Below are 24,988 nucleotides of genomic sequence, written 5' to 3'. Positions count from 1 at the left end.
CGCTGGCTCAGCGCTTGCGCCGTACGCGCAGGATCTCGTCAAGGATCAGGGCAATGGCGCCCAGGGTGATGGCCGCGTCCGCCACGTTGAACGCGGGGAAATGTCCGCCCGGGAACAGGCCGGCCAGCACGGGCCAGTGAAAGTCGAGGAAGTCGACCACGTAGCCGTGCGCCAGACGGTCGATCACATTGCCCAGCGCGCCGCCGAGGATGCAGGCGAGCGCGAACGCGAACAGCTTCTGGCCCGGGTGCGAGCGCAGCATCCAGACGATGAACACCGCCGCGCCCAGGCCCACCGCGGTGAAGAACCAGCGCTGCCAGCCGCCGGCGCCCGCGAGGAAGGAGAAGGCCGCGCCGGTGTTGTGCGCGCGCACGATGTTGAAGAAGCTGGCGACATAGGTGCTGTCACCGAGCTGGTAGCTGGCCAGGATGAGCTGCTTGGTGATCTGGTCGGCCACCACCAGGACGGCGGCCAGACCCAGCCAGGGCCAGATGCCAGCGCTGCCCGCGCGCGCCATCAGGCCACCGAACGGGCTTCACCCGCGCCGAACAGGTTGCTGGTGCAGCGGCCGCACAGCGTGGGGTGCGCGGCGTCCGCGCCCACGTCGTCGCGGTAGTGCCAGCAGCGCTCGCACTTCGGTTCTGCGGTTTTTGAAACGGAGAGCTTCCCGCCGCCTGTGTCAGGTCCTTCGCGGAGGGAGACTTTCGAAACCACGAACACGAACTTCAGATCATCGCCAAGACTTGCAAGCAATTTGTAGTCGTCGCCTCTCCATACAAAGGACGGTTGACCTTGCGCCACACGAGTTTCGATGCCTACGCCTTGAAAGTGAGGCGCTTCGATATCGAGTTCCACTTCTAGCGACGAACCAACGAGTCCTTTCTCTCTCAGATCCGACTCAATTCTCCCCATCACAATTGCGCGAATGCTTCGAACCCTTGCCCACTTAGCCAAGAGCACTTCATCCACTGATGGCAGCTCGGCAAAGGTCTCGAAGAAGATCGATCCCTTGCTCTGCGCCCCCGCGAGCACCGGCCAGGCCTCTTCGGCCGTGAAGCTCAGGAACGGCGCCATCCAGCGCAGCATGGCGTGGGTGATCTGGTGCAGGGCGGTCTGCGCGCTGCGCCGCGCCAGGCTCTTGGGCGCGGTGGTGTAGAGCCGGTCCTTGAGCACGTCGAGGTAGAACGCGCCCAGGTCTTCCGAGCAGTACACCTGCAGCTTGGCCACCACCGGGTGGAATTCGTACACCTCGTAGTGCGCCCGGATCTCGGCCTGGAACTGCGCCGCGCGCGCCAGTGCGTAGCGGTCGATCTCCAGCAACTGGTCGAAGGGCACGGCGTCGGTTGCGGGGTCGAAATCGCTCACGTTGGCCAGCAGGAAACGCAGCGTGTTGCGGATGCGGCGGTAGGCGTCGGTCACGCGGGCGATGACCTTCTTGTCCATGGGTGGGTCGCCCGAGTAGTCGGTGGACGCGACCCACAGGCGCGCGATCTCGGCGCCCGGGTCCTTGGCGAAGGTCTCGATCTCGATCACGTTGCCCAGCGACTTGCTCATCTTGCGGCCCTGGCCATCGACGTTGAAGCCGTGCGTCAGGATGCCGCGGTAGGGCGCGCGATCGTAGAGCGCGCAGCCCAGCAGCAGCGAGCTGTGGAACCAGCCGCGGTGCTGGTCATGGCCTTCGAGGTAGAGGTCGGCCTCGGGCCCGCTCTCGTGGTACGGCAGGCGGTCGTAGGCCTGGGCATGGCTGCCGCGCAGCACGTGCTGGAAGGTCGAGCCCGAGTCGAACCACACCTCCAGGATGTCGGTGCTCTTGGTGTAGTGCTTCGCGTCGTCCGCGCCGAGGATCTCCTCGGCCGTGACGCGGCTCCAGGCCTCGATGCCACCGCGCTCGACGATGTCGGCCGCCTGGTCGAGGATATCCATGGTGCGCGGATGCAGTTCGCCCGAGTCCTTGTGCAGGAAGAAGGGAATGGGAACCCCCCAGCTGCGCTGGCGCGAGATGCACCAGTCGGGCCGGTTGGCAATCATGTCGTGCAGGCGGGCCTTGCCATTGGCGGGGAAGAACCGGGTCTGCTCGATCGCATCCAGCGCGGTCTGGCGCAGGGTCTTGGGCGCCTTGTCTTTCGTGAACACGCCCTCGCCCTCGTCCATGCGCACGAACCACTGCGCGGCTGCGCGGTAGATCACCGGCGTCTTGTGGCGCCAGCAGTGCGGGTAGCTGTGCGTGATGGTCTGCGTGGCCAGGAGGCGGCCGGCGTTCTTCAGAGCTTCCAGGATCACCGGCACGGCCTTCCAGATATGCAGGCCACCGAACAGCGGGAAGTCTTGCGCGTAGGCGCCGTTGCCCTGCACCGGGTTGAGGATGTCCTCGACCTTCATGCCGTGGGCGGTGCAGGAGTTGAAGTCGTCCAGGCCGTAGGCCGGCGAGGAGTGCACGATGCCGGTGCCGTCGGCGTCGCTTACGTAGTCGGCCAGGTACATCGGCGAGAGGCGGCGGTAGCCCGCGTCCGCATCGAAGAGCGGGTGGCGGAAGTTCAGGCCTCCCAGCGCCTTGCCCGTGGCGGTGGCCAGCACCGCGCCGGCAAGGCCGAAGCGCTCCAGGCACTTTTCGACCAGGGTTTCCGCCAGCACCAGGCAGCCCTTGGGCGTATCGACCAGGGCGTAGGTGAAATCCGGGTGGGCGTTGAGCGCCTGGTTGGCCGGGATGGTCCAGGCGGTGGTGGTCCAGATGACGGCGAAGGCGGATTTTCCGGTGGGCAAGGCGGGCAGGCCGAAAGCCGCCGCGAGCTTTGCTGCGTCGTCCGCTTCGAAGGCCACGTCCAGCGTGTCGCTCTTCTTGTCGGCGTATTCGATCTCGAATTCGGCCAGCGACGAGCCGCAGTCGAAACACCAGTAGACCGGCTTGAGGCCGCGGTAGACGAAACCGCGCTCGATCACGCGCTTGAAGGCGCGGAGTTCGCCGGCCTCGTTCGCCGGGTCCATGGTGCGGTAGGGGCGTTCCCAGTCGCCGAGCACGCCCAGGCGGCGGAAGTCCTCGCGCTGCTGGTCGATCTGCTCGGTGGCGAATGCGCGGCTCTTCGCCTGCATGTCATCACGGCCGAGGTTGCGGCCGTGCAGTTTTTCGATCGCGTTCTCGATCGGCAAGCCATGGCAGTCCCAGCCAGGGATGTACTGCGCGTCGAAGCCGGTGAGCTGGCGGCTCTTGACGATCATGTCCTTGAGGATCTTGTTGAGCGCATGGCCGATGTGCAGCTTGCCGTTGGCATAGGGCGGGCCGTCGTGCAGCACGAACAGCGGCGCGCCGGCGCGGGCCACGCGCAGGCGCTGGTACAGGCCCTCGTCCTGCCATGCCTTGACCCAGCCCGGCTCGCGCTTGGGCAGGTCACCGCGCATGGGGAAGGGCGTGTCGGGCAGGTTGAGGGTGCTGCGGTAGTCGGTGGGAGCGTCGGACATGACTGAGGGGGTTCCGTGGTGGCTTCGACAAGCTCAGCCCGTGCGGGGAGTGCGAGAACTGTGGGGCGACACCGTTCGCCCTGAGCCTGTCGAAGGGCGGCGACCGGGCAGACGGATCGTCTAAATTCGGTCGCGGGTGGTCTGCCGGTGGGTTTGCGTGTGCAGCGACGCAAAGAACGCACGTGCGTCGTCGCAGTCCCGGGCGATGCCCTGGGTCAGGGCGTCGAGGCCGTCGTATTTCAGCTCGTCATGCAGTTTGTGCAGCAGTTCCACGCGCACGATTTTACCGTAGGCCTCCCCGCCAGGCAGGCTGGCCGCAAGCGCCGCCGGCCATTCGAGGCAATGGGTCTCCAGCAGCACGCGCCCGCCGTTGGCGTCATCGGGGTCCAGCGAGGGCCGCACGCCCAGGTTGGCCACGCCCGGCAGCGGGGGCGAATCCGCTTGCGGGCCGAGCCCGTGCACATGCACCGCGAAGATGCCGCTGGCGGCCGGTTTCCAGTGCGAGAAGCGCAGGTTGAGAGTCCGAAAGCCGTCGCCGCGCCCGGGTGCGCTTTCGGCCAGCTGGCGACCCAGCTTGCGTCCGTGCACCACATGGCCGCTGATGCTGTAGGGGCGGCCCAGCAGGGCGGCCACGTCGTCCATGCGGCCTTCGCCCAGGGCGTCGCGTACCGCCGAGCTGGACACGCGCAGTCCATGCACCTCGTAGCTCTGCATGCGCGCCACGTCGAAACCCAGACGCCCACCCGCCGCGTCGAGCATGGCGTAGTCGCCAGCGCGCTTCGCGCCGAAGCGGAAGTCGTCGCCCACCAGCACGTATTCCACACCCAGAGCGCCCACCAGCGTGTCTGCAATGAAGGCCTCGGGCGCCTGGCTGGCCAGCCGGGCGTTGAACGGCAGCACCACGCATTCGTCGACGCCGCAGCGCTCCAGCTCCTGCAGCTTGTCGCGCAGCGTGGCGATGCGCGCGGGCGCCAGCTCGGGCTTGTGGTGCAGCGCGGCAAAGTAGTCGCGCGGGTGTGGTTCGAAGGTCATGACGCAGCTGGGCACGCCGCGGTGCCGGGCTTCGTTGTCGAGCAGCGCGAGCATGGCCTGGTGGCCGCGGTGCACGCCGTCGAAGTTGCCAATGGTCAGCGCACAGCCGCCGGAACTGGCGGAATGGGGGCGCAACCCGCGATAGATTTTCATGCCGTGCGAGGGGGTGGAGGGACTGGCCCGAGACCCAATTGGCCTCGGAGAAGGGCCGAGTCATCAAAGCTTGCTATATTGGCACACGATGATATGCGCCCGCGAGCCAGGCCCGCGGGCGCCGGACGGTCTCGCAGGGCCGTCCCTTCCGGTTGACTTGTTCACTTGAAGGAGCCCGTCTTGAAGGTCTTGAAGCTCTCCGCCCAGGGGCTGCCACAGTCGTGGATCAGCCTCGAAGAAGCCGTGCTGCATTACGCCGCGGACGAGGTGCGCTGGGAGATGGGGGCCGAGGTAGCGGTGTTCCATGGCGGGCACAACGCCATCACGGGGCGCCAGTCGATCATCAACGTCAATTCCATCATCGGCACCCAGGGCGTGCCGCGCATCAACCCGTTTGACCTGCGGCCCACGCTGACCAACAGCAAACTGTTCGCGCGCGACCGCAATGTGTGCGCCTACTGCGGCGAGCATTTCCATGAAGAGGTGCTGACCCGCGAGCACATCGTGCCGCTGGGGCAGGAGGGGCGTGACACCTGGATGAACGTGGTGACGGCCTGCAAGTCGTGCAACCACCGCAAGGGCAACCGCACACCCGAGCAGGCGCACATGGGGCTGTTGTATGCGCCTTACGTGCCCAGCCTGTGGGAGGACTTCATCCTGCGCAACCGGCGCATCCTGGCCGACCAGATGGAGTTCCTGATGTCGCACCTGCCCAAGACCTCGCGCCTGCACGCCTGAGGCTGGGAGCGGCCTCAATAGGTCAATTCAAGAACGACCACCCGGTTGTCGGAGACAGGCCAGGTGCGGCCGGTGATCTTCTCGCCGTTGAATTCCGCCGGGATGGCACGCACGCCGTCCTCCATCAATTTGATCTTTGCGCTGGACACGCCCGCGCCCGCGGGCGGCACGCCGGGCAGGGCCTTGCCGTCGAAGCTCATCCTGTCGCGCTGTGCGTCAAAGTAGCCGCGCGGTCGTGTGAAGGTCACGATGGACTTCGCATCTTTGTCGGCCGCGGCGATGCGCTCGGCGCGCAGGTGGATCAGCTCGCTGGAACGCGGAAACGGGCTGCGGTAGATGTGCGTGGTAGCGTAGCCGGGTGCGCTGATCACGAACTCGTAGGGCACGCCGGCCTGCGCCGTGAACGGCCCCCAGAGGCCGTCGGCGCCCACGGTCTTGCCGTGCACCGCTGCGCCCTTGCGTTCGCCGGTGGCCGGGTCGGTGGCGTACACCGCGAGCTGCGCGCCCGGCAAGGGCAGGTTGTTGGCGTAGTTGCCGCTGGCCGGATCGGTGGGGCTCAGTCCGAGGCCGGTGATCTTGCCGTTGAGCACCACCGGTGCCTGCACCGGGGCCGACACGGTCACCGGCGAGCGCCCGGTGATGAAGCGCCATGTGGCATCGAAGGCCGCGGGCGAAAAGGAGGTTTCACGGTGATCGACGCGCGGCAGCACCACGTTGTTCGCGCCCTTGAGCGCGGGTCCTTCATAGGTGACGTTGGTCGGTGTGCCCTTGGCGCCGATCCACAAGCCGTCGGGCTGGGCGAACTTGTCGTTGTTGTCCGAGCGGATCGTCATCCATTGCACCGGCCCGGCGACTTCGTCGCCCGCTGCATTCTTGGGCGCGTTGAGTGAGGTCAGGAACGGCCCGGTGCCGGCGAATTCGTTGCCTTCCCGAAATCCCTTGATGGCCCAGACGCCGTGGTTGGGCGTACCGCCAAGCACCGCGTGGCTCACGGTGCGTTCGCCACCGCCGTTCTGGATGTAGTTGCGGATCGCGTTGCCGCCGCGCGAGTTGCCCACCAGCACCACCTGCTTCGCGCCCGTGGCCTTGAGCACCCGTTCCACCTCCGCCTTCAGGTAGGCCATGTGCTCCGTGGTGGACGTGCGCCCGGGCTGGGCCTTGCCGTCGTCGTCGCGCGCCAGCGGGTAGGGCAGGTCGATGGCGTGCAGGCGTTCGCGCGGCCAGCCGTTGGCTTCGAAGCGCCACACCGTGGTCTGCCAGATCGAGGCCGAATCACCGTTGCCATGCACGAAGACGATGGGGGGCTGCGCCGCGCCTTGTGGCGGCGCAAAAGCGCATGCGGCGAGCAGCAGGCTGCTGGCGGTCAGGGCGAGGATGTGACGGCGGGTGGTCATGGGAGTCTCCTGAAATCGTTTTGAGGGGCGGAAACTGAACGGCCCGCATGGGGCGGGCCGTTCAGGGGATCAGGCGAACACGCCGGCCGTGTCCTGCATCCGGCTGGACACCTCCCCGAGGTGGTGCAGGGTGTCGCCGAAGCTCATCTCCAGCTGGGTCAGCTTCTTGAAGTAGTGGCTCACGATGTACTCGTCGGTCACGCCGATGCCACCGTGCAGCTGCACTGCCTGCTGACCCACGAAGCGCATCGACTGACCGAGCTGCACCTTGGCGCGCGCCATGGCGGCGCGGCGCTCCGCCGTGGGTGCGTTGAGCTTGAGACTGGCGTAGTAGCTCATCGAGCGTGCCAGTTCCAGCTGCATCTTCATGTCGGCGACGCGGTGGCGCAGCGCCTGGAAGCTGGCGATGGCCACGCCAAACTGCTTGCGCGTGTTCATGTACTCGACCGTGATGGCCAGCGTCTTGTCCAGCACGCCCACGGCTTCGGCGCAGGCCGCGGCGATGCCGACGTCCACGCCATGCTCCAGGGCGGTCTGGCCGTCGGTGGTGATGAGCTGCGCGGGCGTGTCCTTGAGCGTCAGGTCGCCAGCGCGACCGCCGTCCTGCGTGTGGTGGCCTCGGGTGCCCACGCCGGCAGCGGTGCGCTCGACCAGGAAAAGGGCGAGCTTGCCTCCAGCCATCGCCGGCACGATGAAGGCATCGGCCTGGTCGGCCACCGGCACCAGGTTCTTGGTGCCCGACAGCGTCCAGCCCTTGGCGGCCTGGGTGGCGGTGGTGGCGCATACGTCGAGCTTGTAGCGCGCCTTGCGCTCCTGGTGCGCGAGCACCACCAGCGCCTCGCCCGAGGCCACGCGCGGCAGCCACGCGGCCTTGAGGTCCGCGGGCGCGTAGCCGCCGAGCAGGCCCGAGGCGATCAGGGTCTGGGCGAGCGGTTCGAGCACGATGCCGCGACCCAGCTCTTCCATCACCACCATGCCTTCGACGGGCCCCATGCCGAGGCCACCGTCGTCCTCGCTCACGTACAGGCCGGCCAGACCGAGTTCGGCCAGCTCACCGTAGGCCTTGCGGTCAAAACCGCCCCCGGCCACGATGGCGTTGCGGCGCTCGAAGGTGTAGGCCTTCTCCACCCACTTCTGCACGGCGTCGCGCAAGGCGGCCTGATCGTCGGAAAAATCGAAATCCATGTGTGTCTCCTCAGCCCAGAACGGTCTGTGCAACGATGTTGCGTTGAACCTCGTTCGAGCCACCGTAGATGGTGGTCTTGCGCAGGTTGAAATAGGTGGAGGCCAGCGGGGCGTTGGCGTTGACGCCGCCGGGGAAGTCGCCTTGCCAGCCGGCTTCCATGGCCTCTTCGATGAAGGGCAGGCTGTAGGGGCCGGCCGCGAGCATCATGAGTTCGCTGTAGCGCTGCTGGATCTCGCTGCCCTTGATCTTGAGCAGGCCGGCGATGTCGAGCGAGTTCTTGCCCGACTTTTCGGCCGAGAGCACACGCAACACCAGCATCTCCAGCGCGACCACATCGACTTCGAGCAGCGCGATCTGGTCGCGGAAACGCAGGTCTTCCCAGACGCCCTCGGCCTTGGCGATGCGCTTCAGGCGTTCGAGCTCGCGCTTGGCGCGGTTCACATCGGCGATGTTGGTGCGCTCGTGGCTGAGCAGGTGCTTGGCGTAGGTCCAGCCCTTGTTCTCCTCGCCGATCAGGTTCTCCGCCGGCACCTCGACGTTGTCGAACCAGACCTCGTTGACCTCGCACTCGCCGTCGAGCAACTTGATGGGGCGCACCGAGACGCCGGGCGACTTCATGTCGATCAGCAGGAAGGAGATGCCGGTCTGTGGCTTGCCTTCGTTGCTGGTGCGAACCAGGCAGAAGATCCATTCGCCGTACTGGCCCAGCGTGGTCCAGGTCTTCTGGCCGTTGACGATGTACTTGTCGCCCTTGCGCTCGGCGCGGCACTTCACCGACGCCAGGTCCGAGCCCGAGCCCGGTTCGCTGTAGCCCTGACTCCACCAGACTTCGCCGCTGGCGATGCCGGGCAGGAAACGTTCCTGCTGCGCCTTGTTGCCGAAGGTCATGATCACAGGCGCGACCATCACCGGCCCGAAGGGAACCACGCGCGGCGCACCGGCCAGCGCGCATTCTTCCTCGAACAGGTGCTTCTGCACCGCGTTCCATCCCGGGCCGCCGAATTCCTTGGGCCAGCCCCAGCCCAGCCAGCCCTTCTTGCCCAGGATCTTGGCCCAGCGCTGCATGTCGTCGCGCGTCAGGCGCAGGGCGTTGTGGACCTTGTGGGAAATCTCGGCCGGCAGGTTGGCCTTGACCCAGCTGCGAATGTCCTCGCGAAACGCCTGTTCTTCGGGCGTGAATGCCAAATCCATGGGATGTCTCCTGGTGGCCGCCCGGCTCGGAACCGCGAGCGGCAAATTGAACAACGCCGGTCAGTTTCGCACGGCCGTTCGTTTTACGGCTGTCCGGGCTGCGACAAGCCGAGCTGTTCGTTCAGATTCTGCAGTTGGTCCTGCAAGGCGGCCACGGTGTTTTCCAGCGTGGCCAGGCGGCGGGTGAGGGCAATCAGTTCGTCTTCGGTGGCGGCACTGCCCTGGGTGGATGGGGCGGCGGCCAGGGCGGTCGCGTCCACCGGGCCGCACAGCAAATGCGCCCAGCGCTGTTCGCGCGCGCCCGGCGCGCGCGGCAGCTTCACCACCAGCGGGCCGCCCTTGTCGGCGCTGCGGTCCTGCAGTTCCTCCAGGAAACCATCGACCGAGGCGATGTCGAGAAACTTGTACCAGCGCTCGGTGTTCAGGCGCAGTTCGCCGGCGGTCTGCGGGCCGCGCAGCATCAGCATGCCCAGCAGCACGGCGGACTGATCGGGCACGCCCACGGCACGCGCAAAGTTGTGCTCGTAGCGCGTGACGCGGCTGCCGCTGCCCTCGAGCACCATGTGCAGGCCGCGCAGGGCATCGAGCGCCTCGAGCACCGCGGCATCGGCCAGGTTCATCACCGGCTCGCGGCTGGATTTCTGGTTGCAGCCGGTCACCAGCGCGTTGAGCGTGAGCGGGTAGCTGTCGGGCACGGTGCGTGCCTTTTCCATCAGTGTGGCGAGCACGCGCGCTTCGGCGGCCGAGAGCGGTCGCTGTTGAAAATCGTGGCCGCGCGGGCGGCCGGCTGAAGGGGTCTGCAGGTCTGAGGTCATTACACTTCCCGGCCATGTCTGGCGTGAACAAAAACATCGTGATTCTGATCTCTGGCAGCGGCTCCAACATGGCTGCCATTGCAGAGGCCGCCCGGACGCGGCGCTGGGAGGCCCGTTTGGGCGCGCGCGTGGCGGCCGTGATCAGCAACAAGGCCGCCGCAGCAGGGCTGGCATGGGCTCGTGAGCAGGGCATTGCAACCGCCGCGCTGGACCACACCGCCTTCGACAACCGCGAGGCCTTCGACGCCGCGCTCATGGCCGAGATCGACCGCCACAGCCCGGCGCTGGTGGTGCTGGCCGGCTTCATGCGCATCCTCACGCCGGGCTTCGTGCAGCACTATGAAGGCCGGATGATCAACATCCACCCCAGTCTGTTGCCCGCCTTCCCCGGACTGAGGACGCACCAGCGCGCGATCGAGATGGGCTGCCGCGTCGCGGGCGCCAGCGTGCACCGGGTGACGTCCGAGCTGGACCACGGCGAAATCCTCGAGCAGGCGGTGGTGCCGGTGCTGCCGGGCGACACGGCCGAGACGCTGGCGGCGCGGGTGCTCACGCAGGAGCACGTCATCTATCCCCGGGCGATCGAAAAACTGCTCTCGGCCTGAAGTGCCGTGCCCCCTCTCCCCCTGGGAGAGGGCGGGGGTGAGGGCCCGCGCTCAAACCCCTTTATGAAACACCAGGCCCGCGTGCTCGCGCATCGCGTGGAACTTGATCTTCGGCCAGTTGGCCTCCACCGCGCGCAGCGTGGCCGCGTGGTCCACCAGCAGGGTGGGCGCGTCCACCGCGTCGAGCGCCACCCGGTGGCTGTTGGCGTCGATGAATTTCTTGAGCTCGATCTCGCCACCGTCCTCGGGCGCACACGTCACCCAGCGCGCCACCTGGTAGGGGCTGTTCATGATGCGCGCCTTCACGCCGTATTCGTGCTCAAGGCGGTGCGCGACCACCTCGAACTGCAACTGGCCCACCGCGCCCAGCAGAAGCACCGAGCCCGCTACGGGGCGGAACACCTGGATCGCGCCTTCTTCGCCGAGCTGGGTCAGGCCGGCGCGCAGCTGCTTGCTGCGCAGCGGGTCGGCCACTTCCACGCTGCGGATGATCTCGGGTGCGAAGAACGGCAGACCGGTGAACTGCAGGCTTTCGCCCTCGGTCAGCGTGTCGCCCAGCTGCAGCACACCGTGGTTCGGGATGCCGATGATGTCGCCGGCAAAGGCCTCGTCGAGCAGTTCGCGGCGCTGCGAGAGGAAGCTCACCACCGTGTTGGGCCGCAGGTCCTTGCCCGAGCGGACCACCTTGAGCTTCATTCCACGCTCGAAATGGCCGCTGGCCACGCGCACGAAGGCGATGCGGTCGCGGTGCGCCGGGTCCATGTTGGCCTGGATCTTGAACACCACGCCGCTGAATTTCGCCTCCTCGGGTTTGACGACGCGCTGCAATGCCGGCCGCTCCCCGGGCGGCGGCGCCAGGTCCACCAGCGCGTCCAGCACCTCGCGCACGCCGAAGTTGTTCACCGCCGAGCCGAACAGCATGGGCGTCTGCTTGCCGGCCAGGAACAGTGCTTCGTCGAATGCGGGCGAAGCACCCTCCACCAGCTCCAGTTCGTCCCTGGCCTGCTGGAATTCGGTGCCGAAACGCTTCATGCTCTCGGGGTTGTCCAGGCCGGCCAGCACGTCTTCGTCGCCACCTCGGCGGTCTTCGCCGGCGGCGAACACGCGCATCTGGTCGGTGCGTCGGTCGAACACGCCGCGGAAGGTCTTGCCCATGCCCACCGGCCAGGTGAAGGGCACCACCGTCATGCCCAGTTCGCGCTCGATCTCGTCCATCAGGTCCAGCGGGGCCTGCACCTCACGGTCCATCTTGTTCACGAAGGTCAGGATGGGCGTGTTGCGCGCGCGGCAGACCTGCAGCAGGCGCCGCGTCTGCGGCTCCACGCCATTGCCGGCGTCGATGACCATCAAGGCGGCGTCCACGGCGGTCAGCACGCGGTAGGTGTCTTCGCTGAAATCCTGGTGGCCCGGGGTATCCAGCAGGTTGATCACGCAGTCGCGGTATTCCATCTGCATCACCGACGAGGCGACTGAAATGCCCCGCTGCTTCTCGATCTCCATCCAGTCGCTGGTGGCATGGCGCGCGGCCTTGCGCGCCTTCACACTGCCGGCGATGTTGATCGCGCCGGAGAACAGCAGCAGCTTCTCGGTGAGGGTGGTCTTGCCCGCGTCGGGGTGGGAAATGATGGCGAAGGTGCGCCGGCGGCGCACCTGTTCGGAGATCTCGGACATAACCGCGCATTATCGTGGACACGGTATGCCCGATGGGACAATACCGCCCATGCATCCCAAAGCCCTTCTGGACGAAAGCGCCCGCCTGATCGAACAGGTGTTCAAGTTCGAGCACCCCGCCGACGCCGTCGTCGCCCGACACTTTCGCGAAAACCGCTCCCTCGGTCCTCGCGAGCGCGCCACCTTGTCCGACACCGTGTACGGCATCCTGCGCGAGCGCCTGAAACTGGAGTGGCTCGCCCGTTCGGGCAGCGGTTCCAAATGGCGCCGACTGGCGATCCTGGCATTCCCCGGTGAGCGCGATTTCATCAAGAGCGCGCTGACCGAGCCGGAAAAGACCTGGCTCGACCATTGCGACGCCGTGACCGACGCCGAGTTGATGGCGCAGCACCGCCACAACCTGCCCGATTGGCTGGCTGCCGCCCTTCGCGAGCAGGTGGGCGACGAATTCGATGCCCTGGTGGCCAGCCTGAACCAACCCGCGCCGCTGGATCTGCGCGTGAACTTGCTCAAGGCCAAACGAGAGGGTGCACTCACTTCGATGAAGGCGTCAGGCCTGGTGAGTGCGCCTACCCCCTATTCGCCGCTGGGCATACGCCTGCAGGGCAAGCCTTCGCTGGCCAAGGTGCCGGCCTTCGTGCAGGGCGAGGTCGAGGTGCAGGACGAAGGCTCGCAACTGCTGGCCCTGCTGCTGGACGCCAAACGGGGTGAGATGGTGGTCGATTTCTGCGCTGGCGCGGGCGGCAAGACGCTGGCCATCGGTGCGGCCATGCGCAACAGCGGCCGGCTCTATGCCTTCGACACCTCGGGCCATCGGCTGGACGCGCTCAAGCCGCGGCTGGCGCGCAGCGGCCTGTCCAACGTTCACCCGGTGGCCATTGCCCACGAGCGTGACGACCGCATCAAGCGCCTGGCGGGCAAGATTGACCGCGTCCTGGTCGATGCGCCGTGCTCCGGCCTGGGCACGCTGCGCCGCAGCCCCGACCTGAAGTGGCGCCAGACGCCCGCCACGGTGGCCGTCCAGGCCGAACTGCAGCAGGCGATCCTGCACAGCGCGGCCCGCCTGCTCAAGCCGGGCGGACGATTGGTGTATGCCACCTGCAGCCTGCTGCCCCAGGAAAACGAAGCCGTGGCGGAGGCGTTCCAGCAGGCCCACCCCGATTTCGAGCCCTTGCCGGCGGCCGACCTGCTGGCCGCTGCACAGGTGGGGGACGCGGCCGCACTGTGCTCGGGCGAGCAGGGCCAGTGGCTGCGTCTTTGGCCCCATCGGCATGCAACAGACGGCTTTTTTGCCGCCGTCTGGCGGAAAAGGCCTTGAATTGCCGCCAAATTGCCTGATCTGAATCAGTAAGTTTTCATCTGCCGAAGGTCGTGGGTTGGTGATTTGCACCCCCGGCCTTAAAATCCCGGCTTTGCTGGCCCACACCGCCCATGGGTCTGGCCTTGACACATCCCTGCGACCCTCGGGCGGTCTTATAGGAAATCCATGTTTTCTTCCGATTCCGGAATCTTTTCCCAAATGTGGGACGGCCTGATCCAGTTCCTGGACCAGGGCCTGACGGGTGCCACCTGGTGGCAGGCCATTCTCGTGGCGCTGCTGCTGGCCCACGTCACGATCGCCAGCGTCACCATCTTCCTGCACCGCCACCAGGCGCACCGCGCACTGGACCTGCACCCCATCGCGTCGCATTTCTTCCGTTTCTGGCTCTGGCTGACCACCGGCATGGTCACCAAGGAATGGACCGCGATCCACCGCAAGCACCACGCCAAGTGTGAGCACGAGGGCGATCCGCACAGCCCGGTGGTGTTCGGCATCGACAAGGTGTTCTGGGAAGGCAGCGAGCTGTACCGCGCCGAGGCGAAAAACCAGGAAACCCTGGAACGCTATGGCCACAACACCCCGAACGACTGGATCGAGAAACACCTCTACACCGGCCGTTCGCGCCTGGGTGTCAGCCTGATGCTCATCATCGACGTGGCGCTGTTCGGCGCGCTGGGCCTGACGGTCTGGGCGATCCAGATGATCTGGATTCCCGTGACCGCCGCCGGCATCATCAACGGCATTGGTCACTGGTGGGGCTATCGCAACTTCGAGGCCGCTGACGCCAGCACCAACGTCTCGCCCTGGGGCATCCTGATCGGTGGTGAAGAACTGCACAACAACCACCACACCTACCCGACGTCCGCGAAGCTGTCGGTCAAGCCCTACGAGTTCGACATCGGCTGGATGTACATCACCCTGCTGAAGTCGGTGGGGCTGGCATCGGTGAAGAAGGTGCCGCCCAAGATGGCCTTTGGCGCCGTGCGCCCGGTGGCCGACGAAAAGACGCTGGAAGCCATCATCGCCAACCGCTACGAGGTCATGGCCGGCTATGCACGCGAAATGCGAGCCGCCTGCAAGCGCGAGATCCAGGCCCTGCGTGAGCACCGCGGAGACGCCACCGTGTTGCAGGCGGCGCGCCGCTGGCTGCACCGCGACGACGACAAGGTGCCTGCGAGCGTCAAACCGCAGTTGGCCCAGGTGCGTGCCGACCATCCCGTGCTCGACAAGATGGTCACCATGCGCGAGGAACTGCGCGCGCTCTGGTCGAGCACCAACGCCACGCGCGAGCAGCTCGCCGCGGACCTGCAGGCCTGGTGCCGCCGCGCCGAGGAAAGCGGCATTGCCGCGCTGCGTGACTTCTCGATCCGCCTGCGCTCGGCCCACGCCTGAACCTGGTGGCCTCTCCCAGAATGGCCACCCCTCGGGGTGGCTTTTTCATGCACAGTCGGCGCCAGTTTCTGACGGGCGCACAAAAAAAGCCGCTGGTGACAGCGGCTTTTTTTTGGGGGGGAACCGGCTCGATTACTTGAGCTTGATTTCCTTGTAGTCCACGTGCTTGCGGGCCTTGGGATCAAACTTCTTGATCAGCATCTTGTCCGGCGTCGTCTTCTTGTTCTTGGTGGTGGTGTAAAAGTGGCCGGTTCCAGCGGTGGACTCCAGCTTGATCTTCTCGCGCGTGCCTTTGGTTGCCATGTTCGGTTCTCCTTAAGCCTGACCGCGTGCGCGCAGGTCTGCGAGCACGGCGTCAATGCCGTTTTTGTCGATCAGGCGCAGGGCAGCGCCGGAAACGCGCAGGCGCACCCAGCGGTTCTCGCTCTCGACCCAGAAGCGGCGGTATTGCAGGTTCGGCAGAAACCGGCGCTTGGTTTTGTTGTTGGCGTGGGAAACGTTGTTCCCGACCATGGGCTTCTTGCCCGTGACGTCGCAGACGCGTGCCATGAGGACACTCCGATCATTTCAAACAGCTGCTGGTCGCGCACCGGAGAGGTCTCCGTATCGGACGCATCAGCCTCACCTCGCCAGGAAAGGGTGGCGGTAACCCGTGAATCTGCTTCGTGCCCGGGCAAGCCGGTAGAGCTCAGCAAAGCCCGCAATTATAGCCAAAGGGCAGCCGCCCTGCCAGTGCGGGTCGGAATGACTGGCCTCAGGCCGCGTTCTGTTCCAGGAAACGCTGGGCATCCAGCGCGGCCATGCAGCCCGTGCCGGCGCTCGTGATGGCCTGGCGGTAGACATGGTCCTGCACGTCACCGGCGGCAAACACGCCGGGTACGCTGGTCATGGTCGCCATGCCCTGCAGCCCCGAACGGGTGGTGATGTAGCCATCCTTCATGTCGAGCTGGCCCTGGAAAAGGTCGGTGTTGGGCTGGTGGCCGATGGCAATGAAGCAGCCCTTGACCGCCACGTCTTCGGTGGCGCCGGTCTTCACGCTCTTGAGCCGCACGCCGGTCACGCCTGTCTGGTCGCCCAGCACTTCTTCCAGGGTGCTGTGCAGCTTGAGCTCGATCTTGCCCGCGGCCACCTTGTCCATCAGCTTGTCGACCAGGATGGCCTCTGCCTTGAAGGTGTCGCGCCGGTGCACCAGCGTGACCTTGCTGGCGATGTTGGAGAGGTACAGCGCCTCCTCCACGGCGGTATTGCCACCGCCGATCACGCTGACTTCCTGCCCGCGGTAGAAGAAGCCATCGCAGGTGGCGCAGCCTGACACGCCCTTGCCCATGAAGCGTTCTTCCGAGGGCAGGCCCAGGTACTTGGCCGACGCGCCGGTGGCGATGATGAGGGCGTCGCAGCTGTATTCACCGCTGTCACCCTTGAGCACGAACGGGCGCTTGCCGAAGTCCACCGTGTTGATGTGGTCGAAGATCACCTCGGTGTTGAAGCGCTCGGCGTGCGCGAGGAAACGCTGCATCAGATCGGGACCCTGCACGCCCTCGGCGTCGGCGGGCCAGTTGTCCACATCGGTCGTGGTCATGAGCTGGCCGCCCTGGGCGATGCCGGTGATGAGCACGGGGTTGAGGTTGGCGCGCGCGGCGTAGACGGCGGCGGTGTAGCCGGCAGGGCCTGAACCCAGGATGAGGACTTTCGCGTGTTTCATGTTCAGCGCCCCATCGAATTTGAGGCCAAGTGGTTTAGAGTAAGTGGTTATATGGGTGCGCCGGGGCTCGATTCCAGTGTGGCTGGGCGCCCGATGTGTGCGAATCATTGTATGAAAGAGCGCTGTCCGCGCTGACCCAACCAAGGAATACACGCATGTCCCTCCTGTCCAATCTCGATCTGATCCGCCGGGTGCCGCTGTTTTCCACGCTCACCCAGGCGCAGGCCGAATCGGTGGCTGATTCGGTGATCAAGCGGCGTTTCAAGCGCGGGGAATGCATCGTGGAGCAGGGCAAGAAGTCGAACTGTCTGGCGATCGTGCTGACCGGGCGCGCGCGCGTGGTGACGACGGACACGCGGGGCCGCGAGGTGATCCTGGCCACGATGAACCCCGGCGACTACGTGGGCGAGATGAGCCTGATCGACAACCAGCCCCATTCGGCCACGGTGCGCGCGGAGGTGCAGACAGATGTGCTGATCCTGGGGCGCACCGAGTTCGCGCGCTGCCTGCCCGAGAACACGTCGATGGCCTATGCAGTCATGAAGGGCTTGGTCCAGCGACTGCGCCACGCCGACCGCAAGATCGAATCGCTGGCCCTGATGGATGTGTATGGCCGGGTGGCGCGCGCACTGCTCGAGTTTGCCCAGCCCGACAAGGACGGGGTGCTCACCATCAAGGAGCGGGTCTCTCGACAGGACGTGGCCAAGATGATCGGCGCCTCGCGCGAGATGGTCAGCCGCGTCATGAAAGACCTGGAAGACAGGGGTTTCATCGAAGTGACGGAGGACGGCAGCACCGTCATCAAGGAGCGCCTCAACTCGCTCGGCTGAGCGCACGGCCGACGCGGCTGGTGCTGCCCGGACGTGCGGGCTCATGGGGTAAGCTTGCCGCTGGAATTCAGCGAGGCCTATGACTTACTCTCTCAACACCCTCAACGCCGAGCGCAGCAGCGCGAGTCCGGCGGGTGTGTCCCGGTTTGCCCAGGAAATCGGACTGGTGCTGGGCGCTGCCGCCCTGGCCTTCTGGCTGCTTGCGCTGTTGAGCCATTCGCTCGCCGACCCGGCCTGGAGCACCACCGGCTCGTCGGCCGAACCGGGCAACTGGGGAGGGCACCTCGGCGCCCTGCTGGCTGACTGGAGTTACTACCTGCTGGGATTCTCGGTGTGGTGGCTTTTTCTGGTGGGCTTGCGGACCTGGCTGTCGGCGCTCGCGCGCTGGATTCGCGGTGCGCAGGGGTCCGAGCACCATGCCGCCGCCCGCTTCTGGAACCGACCCTGGGTCCACCGCAGTCTGTTCTGGCTGGCACTCGTCACCTTGGTGGTGGCGAGCACGGTGCTGGAATGGAGTCGTCTGTACCGCCTTGAATCGCTGCTGCCCGGTCATGCGGGCGGCGTGCTCGGCCATGCGCTGGGCCCCGTTGCGACGTGGTGGCTGGGTTTCACCGGTTCGGCTCTGGCCATGCTGGCGCTGTTGCTCGTGTGCCTGCCGACCGTCTTCCGTTTTTCCTGGGGCCACTGGGCCGAGGAAGTGGGGCACACGCTGGATGGCTGGTTTGAAGCCCGGCGCGAGAAGCGCGAGGCGGTGGAGGACCAGCGCATCGGCGAGAAGGCTGCGCGCGAGCGCGAAGAGGTGGTGAAGGTCGAGCGGGTGGAAATCGAGGAGCACCATCCCACGCCCGTGGTGATCGAGCCGGCGCTGGTGGATGTTCCCAAGAGCGAGCGCGTGGCCAAGGAGCGCCAGAAGCCGCTGTTCACCGAGCTGCCCGACAGCAAGCTGCCACAGGTGGACCTGCTCGACAGCGCGCCCTCGCACCAGGCCGGCGTGGACAGCCAGACGCTGGAGATGACCAGCCGGCTCATCGAGAAGAAGCTCAAGGACTTCGGCGTCGAGGTGCGGGTGGTGGCGGCAGCGCCCGGCCCGGTCATCACGCGCTACGAGATCGAACCCGCCACCGGTGTGAAGGGCTCGCAGATCGTCAACCTCGGGCGCGATCTGGCACGCTCGTTGTCGCTGGTGTCGATCCGCGTCATCGAGACCATCCCGGGCAAAAACCTGATGGCGCTGGAGCTGCCCAATGCCAAGCGCCAGACCATCAAGCTCAGCGAGATCCTGGGCTCGCAGGTCTACAACGACGCCCGGTCCATGCTGACCATGGGTCTGGGCAAGGACATCGGTGGTCAGCCGGTGGTGGCCGACCTGGCCAAGATGCCGCACTGCCTCGTGGCCGGCACCACGGGCTCGGGCAAGTCGGTCGGCATCAACGCGATGATCCTGTCGCTGCTGTACAAGGCCGACGCGCGCGACGTGCGCCTGCTGCTGATCGACCCGAAGATGCTCGAGATGAGCGTGTACGAAGGCATCCCCCACCTGCTCGCGCCGGTCGTCACCGACATGAAGCACGCCGCCAACGGCCTGAACTGGTGCGTGGCTGAGATGGAGAAGCGCTACAAGCTCATGAGCAAGCTCGGCGTGCGCAATCTTGCGGGCTTCAACACCAAGATCGACGAGGCCACGGCGCGCGGCGAGATCATCGGCAACCCGTTCAGTCTCACACCCGAGCAGCCTGAACCGCTGGAGCGCCTGCCTTACATCGTGGTGGTGATCGACGAGCTGGCCGATCTGATGATGGTGGTGGGCAAGAAGATCGAGGAGCTCATCGCACGCCTGGCGCAGAAGGCGCGTGCCGCCGGGATCCACCTGATCCTGGCCACGCAGCGCCCCAGCGTGGATGTGATCACCGGCCTGATCAAGGCCAACATCCCGACGCGCCTGTCGTTCCAGGTCAGCAGCAAGATCGACAGCCGCACCATCCTTGACCAGATGGGCGCGGAGAGTCTGCTGGGCATGGGCGACATGCTGTACATGCCTTCGGGCACGGGCTTTCCGGTCCGCGTGCACGGCGCCTTTGTGAGCGACGATGAGGTGCACCGTGTGGTGGCGTACCTCAAGGAGCAGGGCGGCGAGCCCAACTACATCGACGGCGTGCTCGAAGGCAGCACGGGCGACGGTGAAGGGGGCGACCTGTTCGGCGAAGGTGGCGGCGAGGGCGGCAACGGCGAGAAGGACGCGCTCTACGACCAGGCGGTCGAGATCGTGCTCAAGGACCGCAAGGCCAGCATCTCCTACGTGCAGCGCAAACTCAAGATTGGTTACAACCGCGCCGCGCGCCTGCTGGAAGACATGGAGAACGCCGGGCTGGTGAGTGCGCTCACTTCCAGCGGTCAGCGCGACATCCTGGTGCCCTCGCGCGGCGAATGAGCCGCACGGCCTTGCAACCAAGCCGGCGCAAACGGATCGGACCTTCCATGACCATCAGACACGTCCTCACATCCTGCGCGCTGGCCCTGGCCGCGTTCGCCGTCCGGGCCGATGGCCTGCAAGATCTGGAGCAATTCCTGCGCGAGGTCGACAGTGGCAAAGCCACGTTCACGCAGGTGGTGACCTCGCCCAAGCGCGTCAGCGAAGCGGTGGCGCGCAGCAAGACATCCAGCGGCCGCTTCGAGTTCCTTCGGCCCGGCCGTTTCCGCTTCGTGTATGCGAGACCGTTCGAGCAGACCATCGTGGCCGACGGCCAGACCCTATGGCTGCACGATGTGGACCTGAATCAGGTGACTTCGCGCCCGCAGAAGGATGCACTGGGCAGCACACCTGCCGCGCTGATTGCGGCGGACACCGATCTCAAGGGGCTGTCCGAGGCGTTCGAACTCAAGCCCGGCGCTGCCCGGGACGGCATGGAATGGCTGGAGGCACGCCCGAAGGACCGCAATGGCCAGCTCCAGATGGTGCGTGTGGGCTTTCGCCAGGGGCAACTTGCCGTGCTCGATATCGAGGACAGCCTGGGCCAGCGCTCCATTCTCACCTTCAGCGACTGGCAGGCCAATGCGCCATTGAAGCCGGCGGACTTCAAGTTCCAGCCACCGGCGGGTGCCTCGGTCATCCGGCCCTGAACGGCGCCGCCGCGTTGGACTGAACCCGCCGTGCCAGCCGCGAGCTCACACGTCCCACTGGCCGAGCGGCTGCGCCCGCGCACCCTGGCCGAGGTGATCGGCCAGCAGCACATGCTGGGCGAGGGCATGGCGCTGCGCCTGGCGTTCGAATCCGGTCAGCCCCACAGCTGCATCCTCTGGGGGCCTCCCGGTGTGGGCAAGACCACCATTGCGCGCCTCATGGCCGACGCCTTCGACGCGCAGTTCCTCACCATCAGCGCAGTGCTCGGCGGCGTGAAGGACATCCGCGAAGCGGTCGAGCGCGCGCAGGCCGCGCGCGACGGTCTCACCTCCCAGCGCACCATCCTGTTCGTCGACGAGGTGCACCGCTTCAACAAGAGCCAGCAGGACGCCTTCCTGCCGCATGTCGAAAGCGGTCTGTTCACCTTCATCGGCGCCACCACCGAAAACCCCTCGTTCGAGGTCAACTCGGCCCTGCTCTCGCGCGCCGCGGTGTATGTGCTGCAACCGCTGTCGGAGGACGATCTGCGCCAGATCGTGACCAAGGCGCAGGCCATCGACGCGGTGCCCGCGATCGAGGGCGCCGCCGTCGACCGACTGATCGCCTACGCCGATGGCGACGCGCGGCGCCTGCTCAACACGCTGGAAACCCTGGCTGTGGCCGCCGATCGTGAGCAACTGCCCGAAGTCACCGATGCCTGGCTGCTCAAGGTGCTGGGCGAGCGCATGCGCCGCTACGACAAGGGCGGCGAACAGTTCTACGACACCATCAGCGCCCTGCACAAGAGCGTGCGCGGCTCCGACCCGGATGCCGCGCTGTACTGGTTCGTGCGCATGCTCGATGGTGGCGCCGATCCGCGCTACATGGCGCGCCGCCTGATCCGCATGGCCAGTGAAGACATCGGCCTGGCCGACCCGCGCGCGCTGCGCCTGGCGCTGGACGCCGCCGAAGTCTACGAACGCCTTGGCAGCCCCGAAGGCGAACTGGCGCTGGCCGAGTGCGTGGTCTACCTGGCGGTGGCGCCCAAGTCCAACGCGGTCTACAAGGCGTTCAACGAAGCGAAGGCCTTCGTCAAGAAGGACGGCACCCGCCCGGTGCCCATGCACCTGCGCAACGCACCGACCAAGCTCATGAAGGAACTGGACTACGGCAAGGGCTACCGCTATGCCCATGACGAAGCGGACGGCTTCGCCGCGGGCGAACGCTATCTGCCCGATGGCATGGCCGACCCCGGCTTCTACCGGCCCGTGGAACGCGGACTGGAGCAGCGAATCGCCGATAAGCTGCGCGAACTCAAAAAGCTCAACAATCAAAACAACTAATGCACCGTCAATCGCGCTGATGCATTCTGAGGAGTTGCATCCAAACAAGGGTTAACCCGCGCCCGCTAAGGGCTTACACGCATGCTGGCCCCAAAAGTGCCTCATTACAATCCGTCCACCAACCCGCAGTCTGTCCTGTTCCAAGGTCAGGTCTGGCGGGTTTTTTGCTAGGTTGAAGCAGGCCCGCGCCACAAGCGTTCCCCCGGCCTGTCACACACACGGAGAATCTTCATGGAAGTTTTGCTACAGCAGATCATCAATGGTCTGGTGCTGGGCAGCATGTACGCGCTGGTGGCCCTTGGGTACACCATGGTGTACGGCATCATCGGTCTGATCAACTTTGCGCACGGCGACGTGCTGATGGTCGGCGCCCTGACCAGCTGGACCGTCATCGGCTGGATGATGGATGCGTCCACCGGCCTGCCGACCTGGCTGGTGCTGTTCCTGGCCACCGTCATTGCCATGCTGATTTGCGCGGTCCTGAATTTCTCGATCGAGAAGCTGGCCTATCGGCCTCTGCGCAACTCGAACCGGCTCGCGCCCCTGATCACCGCCATCGGCATCTCTCTGTTGCTGCAGACCTTCGCGATGATCATCTGGGAACCCAACCCCAAGTCCTATCCCTCGATGCTGTCGCGCGAACCGATCGCGCTGGGTGGCGCGGTGATTTCGGTGACGCAGGTCGTCATCCTGGCCACCACCGCCATCACGCTGAGCTTCCTGATGTGGCTCGTCAACCGCACCAATCTGGGCCGCGCCATGCGGGCCACGGCCGAGAACCCTCGCGTGGCCGCGCTCATGGGCATCAAGCCCGACGTGGTCATCTCGGCCACCTTCATCATTGGTGCCATGCTCGCCGCCATCGCTGGTGTGATGTGGGCGTCCAACTACGGCACGGTGCAGCACGCCATGGGCTTCATGCCCGGGCTCAAGGCCTTCGTGGCGGCCGTCATGGGCGGCATCGGCAACCTGGCCGGTGCGGTCGTCGGCGGCATCGCGCTGGGGCTGATCGAGTCGCTCGGTGCCGGTTACCTTGGCCAGCTCACCGGTGGCGTGCTGGGAAGCCAGTATGTGGACATCTTTGCCTTCATCGTGCTTGCCCTGGTGCTGACGCTGCGCCCCTCGGGCCTGCTTGGCGAACGCGTGGCGGACCGCGCCTGAGCGATGAGGAGAACCGACATGATGAACACCAAAACCGGAAAACTCATCACCTTCCTGCTGGCCGCGGTTGCCCTGATGGTGCTGCCCTTGCTGCTGCAGGCCACGGGCAGCAACTCGTGGGTCCGCATCATCGACCTGGCGCTGCTCTATGTGCTGCTCGCGCTGGGCCTGAACATCGTGGTGGGCTATGCGGGCCTGCTGGATCTGGGCTACATCGCCTTCTATGCCGTGGGCGCCTACATCTACGGCCTGCTGGCCTCGCCGCACCTGGCGGACACCTTTGCGTCCGTCCGCGCCCTGTTCCCCGACGGCGTGCACGTGAACATCTGGCTCGTGATGATTGCGGCGGCCGGTATTGCGGGGATCGTCGGCATGATCCTGGGCGCGCCCACGCTCAAGCTGCGCGGCGACTACCTGGCCATCATCACGCTGGGCTTCGGCGAGATCATCCGCATCTTCCTGCTCAACATGGACCGGCCGTTGAACATCACCAACGGCCCCAAAGGATTGAGCCAGATCGACGCACTGACCGTGTTCGGCATCAACATGGGACAGCGCCAGACGATCGAGATCGGTGACTGGAGTTACACCTTCCAGCCCGTGACGATGTACTACTACCTGTTCCTGTTCTTCGTGATCCTGTCCGTGGTGCTGTCCTACCGCTTGCAGGATTCGCGCATCGGCCGCGCCTGGATGGCCATCCGCGAGGACGAGATCGCCGCCAAGGCCATGGGCCTGAACACCCGCAACCTGAAGCTGCTGGCCTTTGGCATGGGTGCCACCTTCGGTGGCATGTCCGGCGTGCTTTTCGCGTCGTTCCAGCGCTTCGTCTCACCCGAGTCCTTTGCACTCATGGAGTCGATCATGGTGGTGGCCATGGTCGTGCTCGGTGGCATTGGCCATATCCCCGGTGTGATCCTGGGCGCGCTGGTGCTCGCCGGACTGCCCGAGGTGCTGCGCCACGTTGCCGGACCGCTGGGGGAAATGACCGGGGGCCGCCTTGGTCCCGAGGTGTTGCGCCAGTTGCTGATCGCGTTGGCCATGGTGATCGTGATGTTGTTGCGTCCCAAAGGCTTGTGGCCTGCGCCCGAGCACGGCAAGTCCTTGAGCAAGTGACGGGAGACATCAGATGAGCGACATCATTCTCAAGGTAGCGAATGTTTCCAAGCGCTTCGGTGGCCTGCAGGCCCTGAGCGACGTGGGCATTGAAATCCAGCGCGGCCAGGTCTACGGCCTGATCGGCCCCAACGGTGCGGGCAAGACCACCTTCTTCAACGTGCTGACCGGTCTGTACACGCCCGACAGCGGTTCGTTCGAACTCGCGGGCAAGCCCTACACGCCCAGCGCGGTGCACGAAGTGGCCAAGGCCGGCATTGCCCGCACATTCCAGAACATCCGGCTGTTCGCCGAAATGACGGCGCTGGAGAACGTGATGGTCGGGCGCCACGTGCGCACACACTCCGGCCTGATCGGCGCGGTGCTGCGCACGCCAGGATTCAAGCGCGAGGAGGCCGCCATCGCCAGTCGTGCGCGTGAACTGCTGGCCTACGTCGGCATCGAGAAGTTCGCCGACTACAAGTCGCGCACACTGAGCTATGGCGACCAGCGCCGGCTGGAAATTGCCCGCGCCCTGGCCACCGACCCGCTGCTGATCGCGCTGGACGAGCCCGCCGCCGGCATGAACGCCACCGAGAAGGTGCTGCTGCGCGAGCTGATCGACCGCATCCGCAAGGACAACCGCACCATCCTGCTGATCGAACACGACGTGAAGCTGGTGATGGGCCTGTGCGACCGGGTCACCGTGCTCGACTATGGCAAGCAGCTGTCTTCCGGTACGCCGGTCGACGTGCAGAAGGACCCCAAGGTGATCGAGGCCTACCTCGGCACCGGCGGCCACTGACCAA

22 protein-coding genes are annotated in these 24,988 nt (G+C 65.9%); 11 read left to right on the top strand and 11 right to left on the bottom strand.

Annotated features, from left to right (window positions below; genetic code table 11):
* Positions 1-7 precede the first annotated feature (7 nt).
* The 3 genes from lspA to K5880_RS12445 all read right to left on the bottom strand — a co-directional run bounded on the left by lspA (position 8) and on the right by K5880_RS12445 (position 4,638).
* Positions 8-517 carry a signal peptidase II gene (gene lspA / locus K5880_RS12455; RefSeq protein WP_297652450.1) on the bottom strand — a complete coding sequence of 170 codons (510 nt, stop codon included), beginning with the start codon at positions 515-517 and terminating at the stop codon, positions 8-10.
* The gene (gene ileS, locus K5880_RS12450) at positions 517-3,453 is read right to left on the bottom strand and encodes an isoleucine--tRNA ligase (RefSeq protein ID WP_297652447.1); all 2,937 of its coding nucleotides are present in this window, start codon (positions 3,451-3,453) and stop codon (positions 517-519) included. Before ileS ends, lspA begins: the two co-directional genes overlap by 1 nt.
* Positions 3,454-3,573: 120 nt before the next feature.
* Positions 3,574-4,638 carry a bifunctional riboflavin kinase/FAD synthetase gene (locus K5880_RS12445; RefSeq protein WP_297652444.1) on the bottom strand — a complete coding sequence of 355 codons (1,065 nt, stop codon included), beginning with the start codon at positions 4,636-4,638 and terminating at the stop codon, positions 3,574-3,576.
* A gap of 180 nt (positions 4,639-4,818) precedes the next feature.
* Here K5880_RS12445 and K5880_RS12440 point away from each other — a divergent pair, with 180 nt between their 5' ends.
* Entirely contained in the window at positions 4,819-5,376 is a 558-nt protein-coding gene (locus K5880_RS12440) for an HNH endonuclease (protein ID WP_297652442.1), read from the top strand.
* 14 nt (positions 5,377-5,390) lie between these two features.
* Here K5880_RS12440 and K5880_RS12435 read toward each other — a convergent pair whose 3' ends face one another.
* From K5880_RS12435 to K5880_RS12420, 4 genes are all read right to left on the bottom strand, one after another.
* A complete protein-coding gene (locus K5880_RS12435; protein ID WP_297652440.1) occupies positions 5,391-6,770 on the bottom strand; it encodes an alpha/beta fold hydrolase in 1,380 nt (459 codons plus the stop codon).
* A 69-nt stretch (positions 6,771-6,839) separates the two neighbouring features.
* On the bottom strand, positions 6,840-7,955 hold the full coding sequence (locus K5880_RS12430; protein ID WP_297652438.1) for an acyl-CoA dehydrogenase family protein: 1,116 nt from the start codon (positions 7,953-7,955) through the stop codon (positions 6,840-6,842).
* Between the two features lie 10 nt (positions 7,956-7,965).
* The gene (locus tag K5880_RS12425) at positions 7,966-9,147 is read right to left on the bottom strand and encodes an acyl-CoA dehydrogenase family protein (RefSeq protein ID WP_297652436.1); all 1,182 of its coding nucleotides are present in this window, start codon (positions 9,145-9,147) and stop codon (positions 7,966-7,968) included.
* An 83-nt stretch (positions 9,148-9,230) separates the two neighbouring features.
* Positions 9,231-9,962 (bottom strand): YceH family protein, encoded by a 732-nt coding sequence (locus K5880_RS12420; RefSeq protein ID WP_297652434.1) that lies wholly within the window; start codon positions 9,960-9,962, stop codon positions 9,231-9,233.
* A 14-nt stretch (positions 9,963-9,976) separates the two neighbouring features.
* Here K5880_RS12420 and purN point away from each other — a divergent pair, with 14 nt between their 5' ends.
* The gene (gene purN, locus K5880_RS12415) at positions 9,977-10,567 is read left to right on the top strand and encodes a phosphoribosylglycinamide formyltransferase (protein ID WP_297652432.1); all 591 of its coding nucleotides are present in this window, start codon (positions 9,977-9,979) and stop codon (positions 10,565-10,567) included.
* A 51-nt stretch (positions 10,568-10,618) separates the two neighbouring features.
* On the opposite strand, the gene K5880_RS12410 is transcribed toward purN, so the two are convergent.
* Positions 10,619-12,238, bottom strand: coding sequence for a peptide chain release factor 3 (locus K5880_RS12410; RefSeq protein ID WP_297652430.1), 1,620 nt, complete (start codon positions 12,236-12,238; stop codon positions 10,619-10,621).
* A 49-nt stretch (positions 12,239-12,287) separates the two neighbouring features.
* Between K5880_RS12410 and K5880_RS12405 the strand changes: the two genes are divergently transcribed.
* Positions 12,288-13,556, top strand: a complete 1,269-nt coding sequence (locus K5880_RS12405) for an RsmB/NOP family class I SAM-dependent RNA methyltransferase (RefSeq protein WP_297652428.1) — start codon at positions 12,288-12,290, stop codon at positions 13,554-13,556.
* Between the two features lie 201 nt (positions 13,557-13,757).
* A complete protein-coding gene (locus tag K5880_RS12400; RefSeq protein WP_297652426.1) occupies positions 13,758-14,951 on the top strand; it encodes a fatty acid desaturase in 1,194 nt (397 codons plus the stop codon).
* A 132-nt stretch (positions 14,952-15,083) separates the two neighbouring features.
* Here the strand turns inward: K5880_RS12400 and rpmG are convergent, their stop codons facing one another.
* From rpmG to trxB, 3 genes are all read right to left on the bottom strand, one after another.
* The gene (gene rpmG, locus K5880_RS12395) at positions 15,084-15,254 is read right to left on the bottom strand and encodes a 50S ribosomal protein L33 (protein WP_066088635.1); all 171 of its coding nucleotides are present in this window, start codon (positions 15,252-15,254) and stop codon (positions 15,084-15,086) included.
* Positions 15,255-15,266: 12 nt separating this feature from the next.
* Positions 15,267-15,500, bottom strand: coding sequence for a 50S ribosomal protein L28 (gene rpmB, locus K5880_RS12390; RefSeq protein ID WP_056269541.1), 234 nt, complete (start codon positions 15,498-15,500; stop codon positions 15,267-15,269).
* A 205-nt stretch (positions 15,501-15,705) separates the two neighbouring features.
* Positions 15,706-16,653 carry a thioredoxin-disulfide reductase gene (gene trxB, locus K5880_RS12385; protein WP_297652421.1) on the bottom strand — a complete coding sequence of 316 codons (948 nt, stop codon included), beginning with the start codon at positions 16,651-16,653 and terminating at the stop codon, positions 15,706-15,708.
* A gap of 155 nt (positions 16,654-16,808) precedes the next feature.
* On the opposite strand from trxB, the gene K5880_RS12380 reads away from it, so the two are divergent.
* From K5880_RS12380 to K5880_RS12350, 7 genes are all read left to right on the top strand, one after another.
* Positions 16,809-17,483, top strand: a complete 675-nt coding sequence (locus K5880_RS12380) for a Crp/Fnr family transcriptional regulator (protein WP_297652419.1) — start codon at positions 16,809-16,811, stop codon at positions 17,481-17,483.
* 79 nt (positions 17,484-17,562) lie between these two features.
* Complete coding sequence (locus K5880_RS12375; protein WP_297652417.1) at positions 17,563-19,911, top strand: DNA translocase FtsK; 2,349 nt, start codon at positions 17,563-17,565, stop codon at positions 19,909-19,911.
* 53 nt (positions 19,912-19,964) lie between these two features.
* Complete coding sequence (lolA, locus tag K5880_RS12370) at positions 19,965-20,600, top strand: outer membrane lipoprotein chaperone LolA (protein WP_297652618.1); 636 nt, start codon at positions 19,965-19,967, stop codon at positions 20,598-20,600.
* 30 nt (positions 20,601-20,630) lie between these two features.
* Positions 20,631-21,923, top strand: coding sequence for a replication-associated recombination protein A (locus K5880_RS12365; protein WP_297652415.1), 1,293 nt, complete (start codon positions 20,631-20,633; stop codon positions 21,921-21,923).
* Positions 21,924-22,154: 231 nt separating this feature from the next.
* Positions 22,155-23,084, top strand: a complete 930-nt coding sequence (locus K5880_RS12360; protein ID WP_297652411.1) for a branched-chain amino acid ABC transporter permease — start codon at positions 22,155-22,157, stop codon at positions 23,082-23,084.
* A gap of 18 nt (positions 23,085-23,102) precedes the next feature.
* Positions 23,103-24,200 (top strand): ABC transporter ATP-binding protein, encoded by a 1,098-nt coding sequence (locus tag K5880_RS12355; RefSeq protein WP_297652408.1) that lies wholly within the window; start codon positions 23,103-23,105, stop codon positions 24,198-24,200.
* Positions 24,201-24,213: 13 nt separating this feature from the next.
* Positions 24,214-24,984 carry an ABC transporter ATP-binding protein gene (locus K5880_RS12350; protein WP_297652406.1) on the top strand — a complete coding sequence of 257 codons (771 nt, stop codon included), beginning with the start codon at positions 24,214-24,216 and terminating at the stop codon, positions 24,982-24,984.
* Positions 24,985-24,988: the final 4 nt, after the last annotated feature.

Origin of the sequence: Hydrogenophaga sp. (assembly GCF_025699295.1) — a bacterium.
Classification (GTDB): domain Bacteria; phylum Pseudomonadota; class Gammaproteobacteria; order Burkholderiales; family Burkholderiaceae_C; genus Hydrogenophaga.
The sequence above is the reverse complement of the archived record's forward strand: the minus strand, read 5'-3'. Positions and strand labels throughout refer to the sequence as shown.

Excerpts from the sequence above, each read along its gene's own strand:
- lspA (WP_297652450.1), bottom strand. The coding sequence starts at position 517 with ATGGCGCGCGCGGGCAGCGCTGGCATCTGGCCCTGGCTGGGTCTGGCC.
- ileS (WP_297652447.1), bottom strand. The coding sequence starts at position 3,453 with ATGTCCGACGCTCCCACCGACTACCGCAGCACCCTCAACCTGCCCGAC.
- K5880_RS12445 (WP_297652444.1), bottom strand. The coding sequence starts at position 4,638 with ATGAAAATCTATCGCGGGTTGCGCCCCCATTCCGCCAGTTCCGGCGGC.
- K5880_RS12435 (WP_297652440.1), bottom strand. The coding sequence starts at position 6,770 with ATGACCACCCGCCGTCACATCCTCGCCCTGACCGCCAGCAGCCTGCTG.
- K5880_RS12430 (WP_297652438.1), bottom strand. The coding sequence starts at position 7,955 with ATGGATTTCGATTTTTCCGACGATCAGGCCGCCTTGCGCGACGCCGTG.
- K5880_RS12425 (WP_297652436.1), bottom strand. The coding sequence starts at position 9,147 with ATGGATTTGGCATTCACGCCCGAAGAACAGGCGTTTCGCGAGGACATT.
- K5880_RS12420 (WP_297652434.1), bottom strand. The coding sequence starts at position 9,962 with ATGACCTCAGACCTGCAGACCCCTTCAGCCGGCCGCCCGCGCGGCCAC.
- purN (WP_297652432.1), top strand. The coding sequence starts at position 9,977 with ATGTCTGGCGTGAACAAAAACATCGTGATTCTGATCTCTGGCAGCGGC.
- K5880_RS12410 (WP_297652430.1), bottom strand. The coding sequence starts at position 12,238 with ATGTCCGAGATCTCCGAACAGGTGCGCCGCCGGCGCACCTTCGCCATC.
- K5880_RS12405 (WP_297652428.1), top strand. The coding sequence starts at position 12,288 with ATGCATCCCAAAGCCCTTCTGGACGAAAGCGCCCGCCTGATCGAACAG.
- K5880_RS12400 (WP_297652426.1), top strand. The coding sequence starts at position 13,758 with ATGTGGGACGGCCTGATCCAGTTCCTGGACCAGGGCCTGACGGGTGCC.
- rpmG (WP_066088635.1), bottom strand. The coding sequence starts at position 15,254 with ATGGCAACCAAAGGCACGCGCGAGAAGATCAAGCTGGAGTCCACCGCT.
- rpmB (WP_056269541.1), bottom strand. The coding sequence starts at position 15,500 with ATGGCACGCGTCTGCGACGTCACGGGCAAGAAGCCCATGGTCGGGAAC.
- trxB (WP_297652421.1), bottom strand. The coding sequence starts at position 16,653 with ATGAAACACGCGAAAGTCCTCATCCTGGGTTCAGGCCCTGCCGGCTAC.
- K5880_RS12380 (WP_297652419.1), top strand. The coding sequence starts at position 16,809 with ATGTCCCTCCTGTCCAATCTCGATCTGATCCGCCGGGTGCCGCTGTTT.
- K5880_RS12375 (WP_297652417.1), top strand. The coding sequence starts at position 17,563 with ATGACTTACTCTCTCAACACCCTCAACGCCGAGCGCAGCAGCGCGAGT.
- K5880_RS12360 (WP_297652411.1), top strand. The coding sequence starts at position 22,155 with ATGGAAGTTTTGCTACAGCAGATCATCAATGGTCTGGTGCTGGGCAGC.
- K5880_RS12355 (WP_297652408.1), top strand. The coding sequence starts at position 23,103 with ATGATGAACACCAAAACCGGAAAACTCATCACCTTCCTGCTGGCCGCG.
- K5880_RS12350 (WP_297652406.1), top strand. The coding sequence starts at position 24,214 with ATGAGCGACATCATTCTCAAGGTAGCGAATGTTTCCAAGCGCTTCGGT.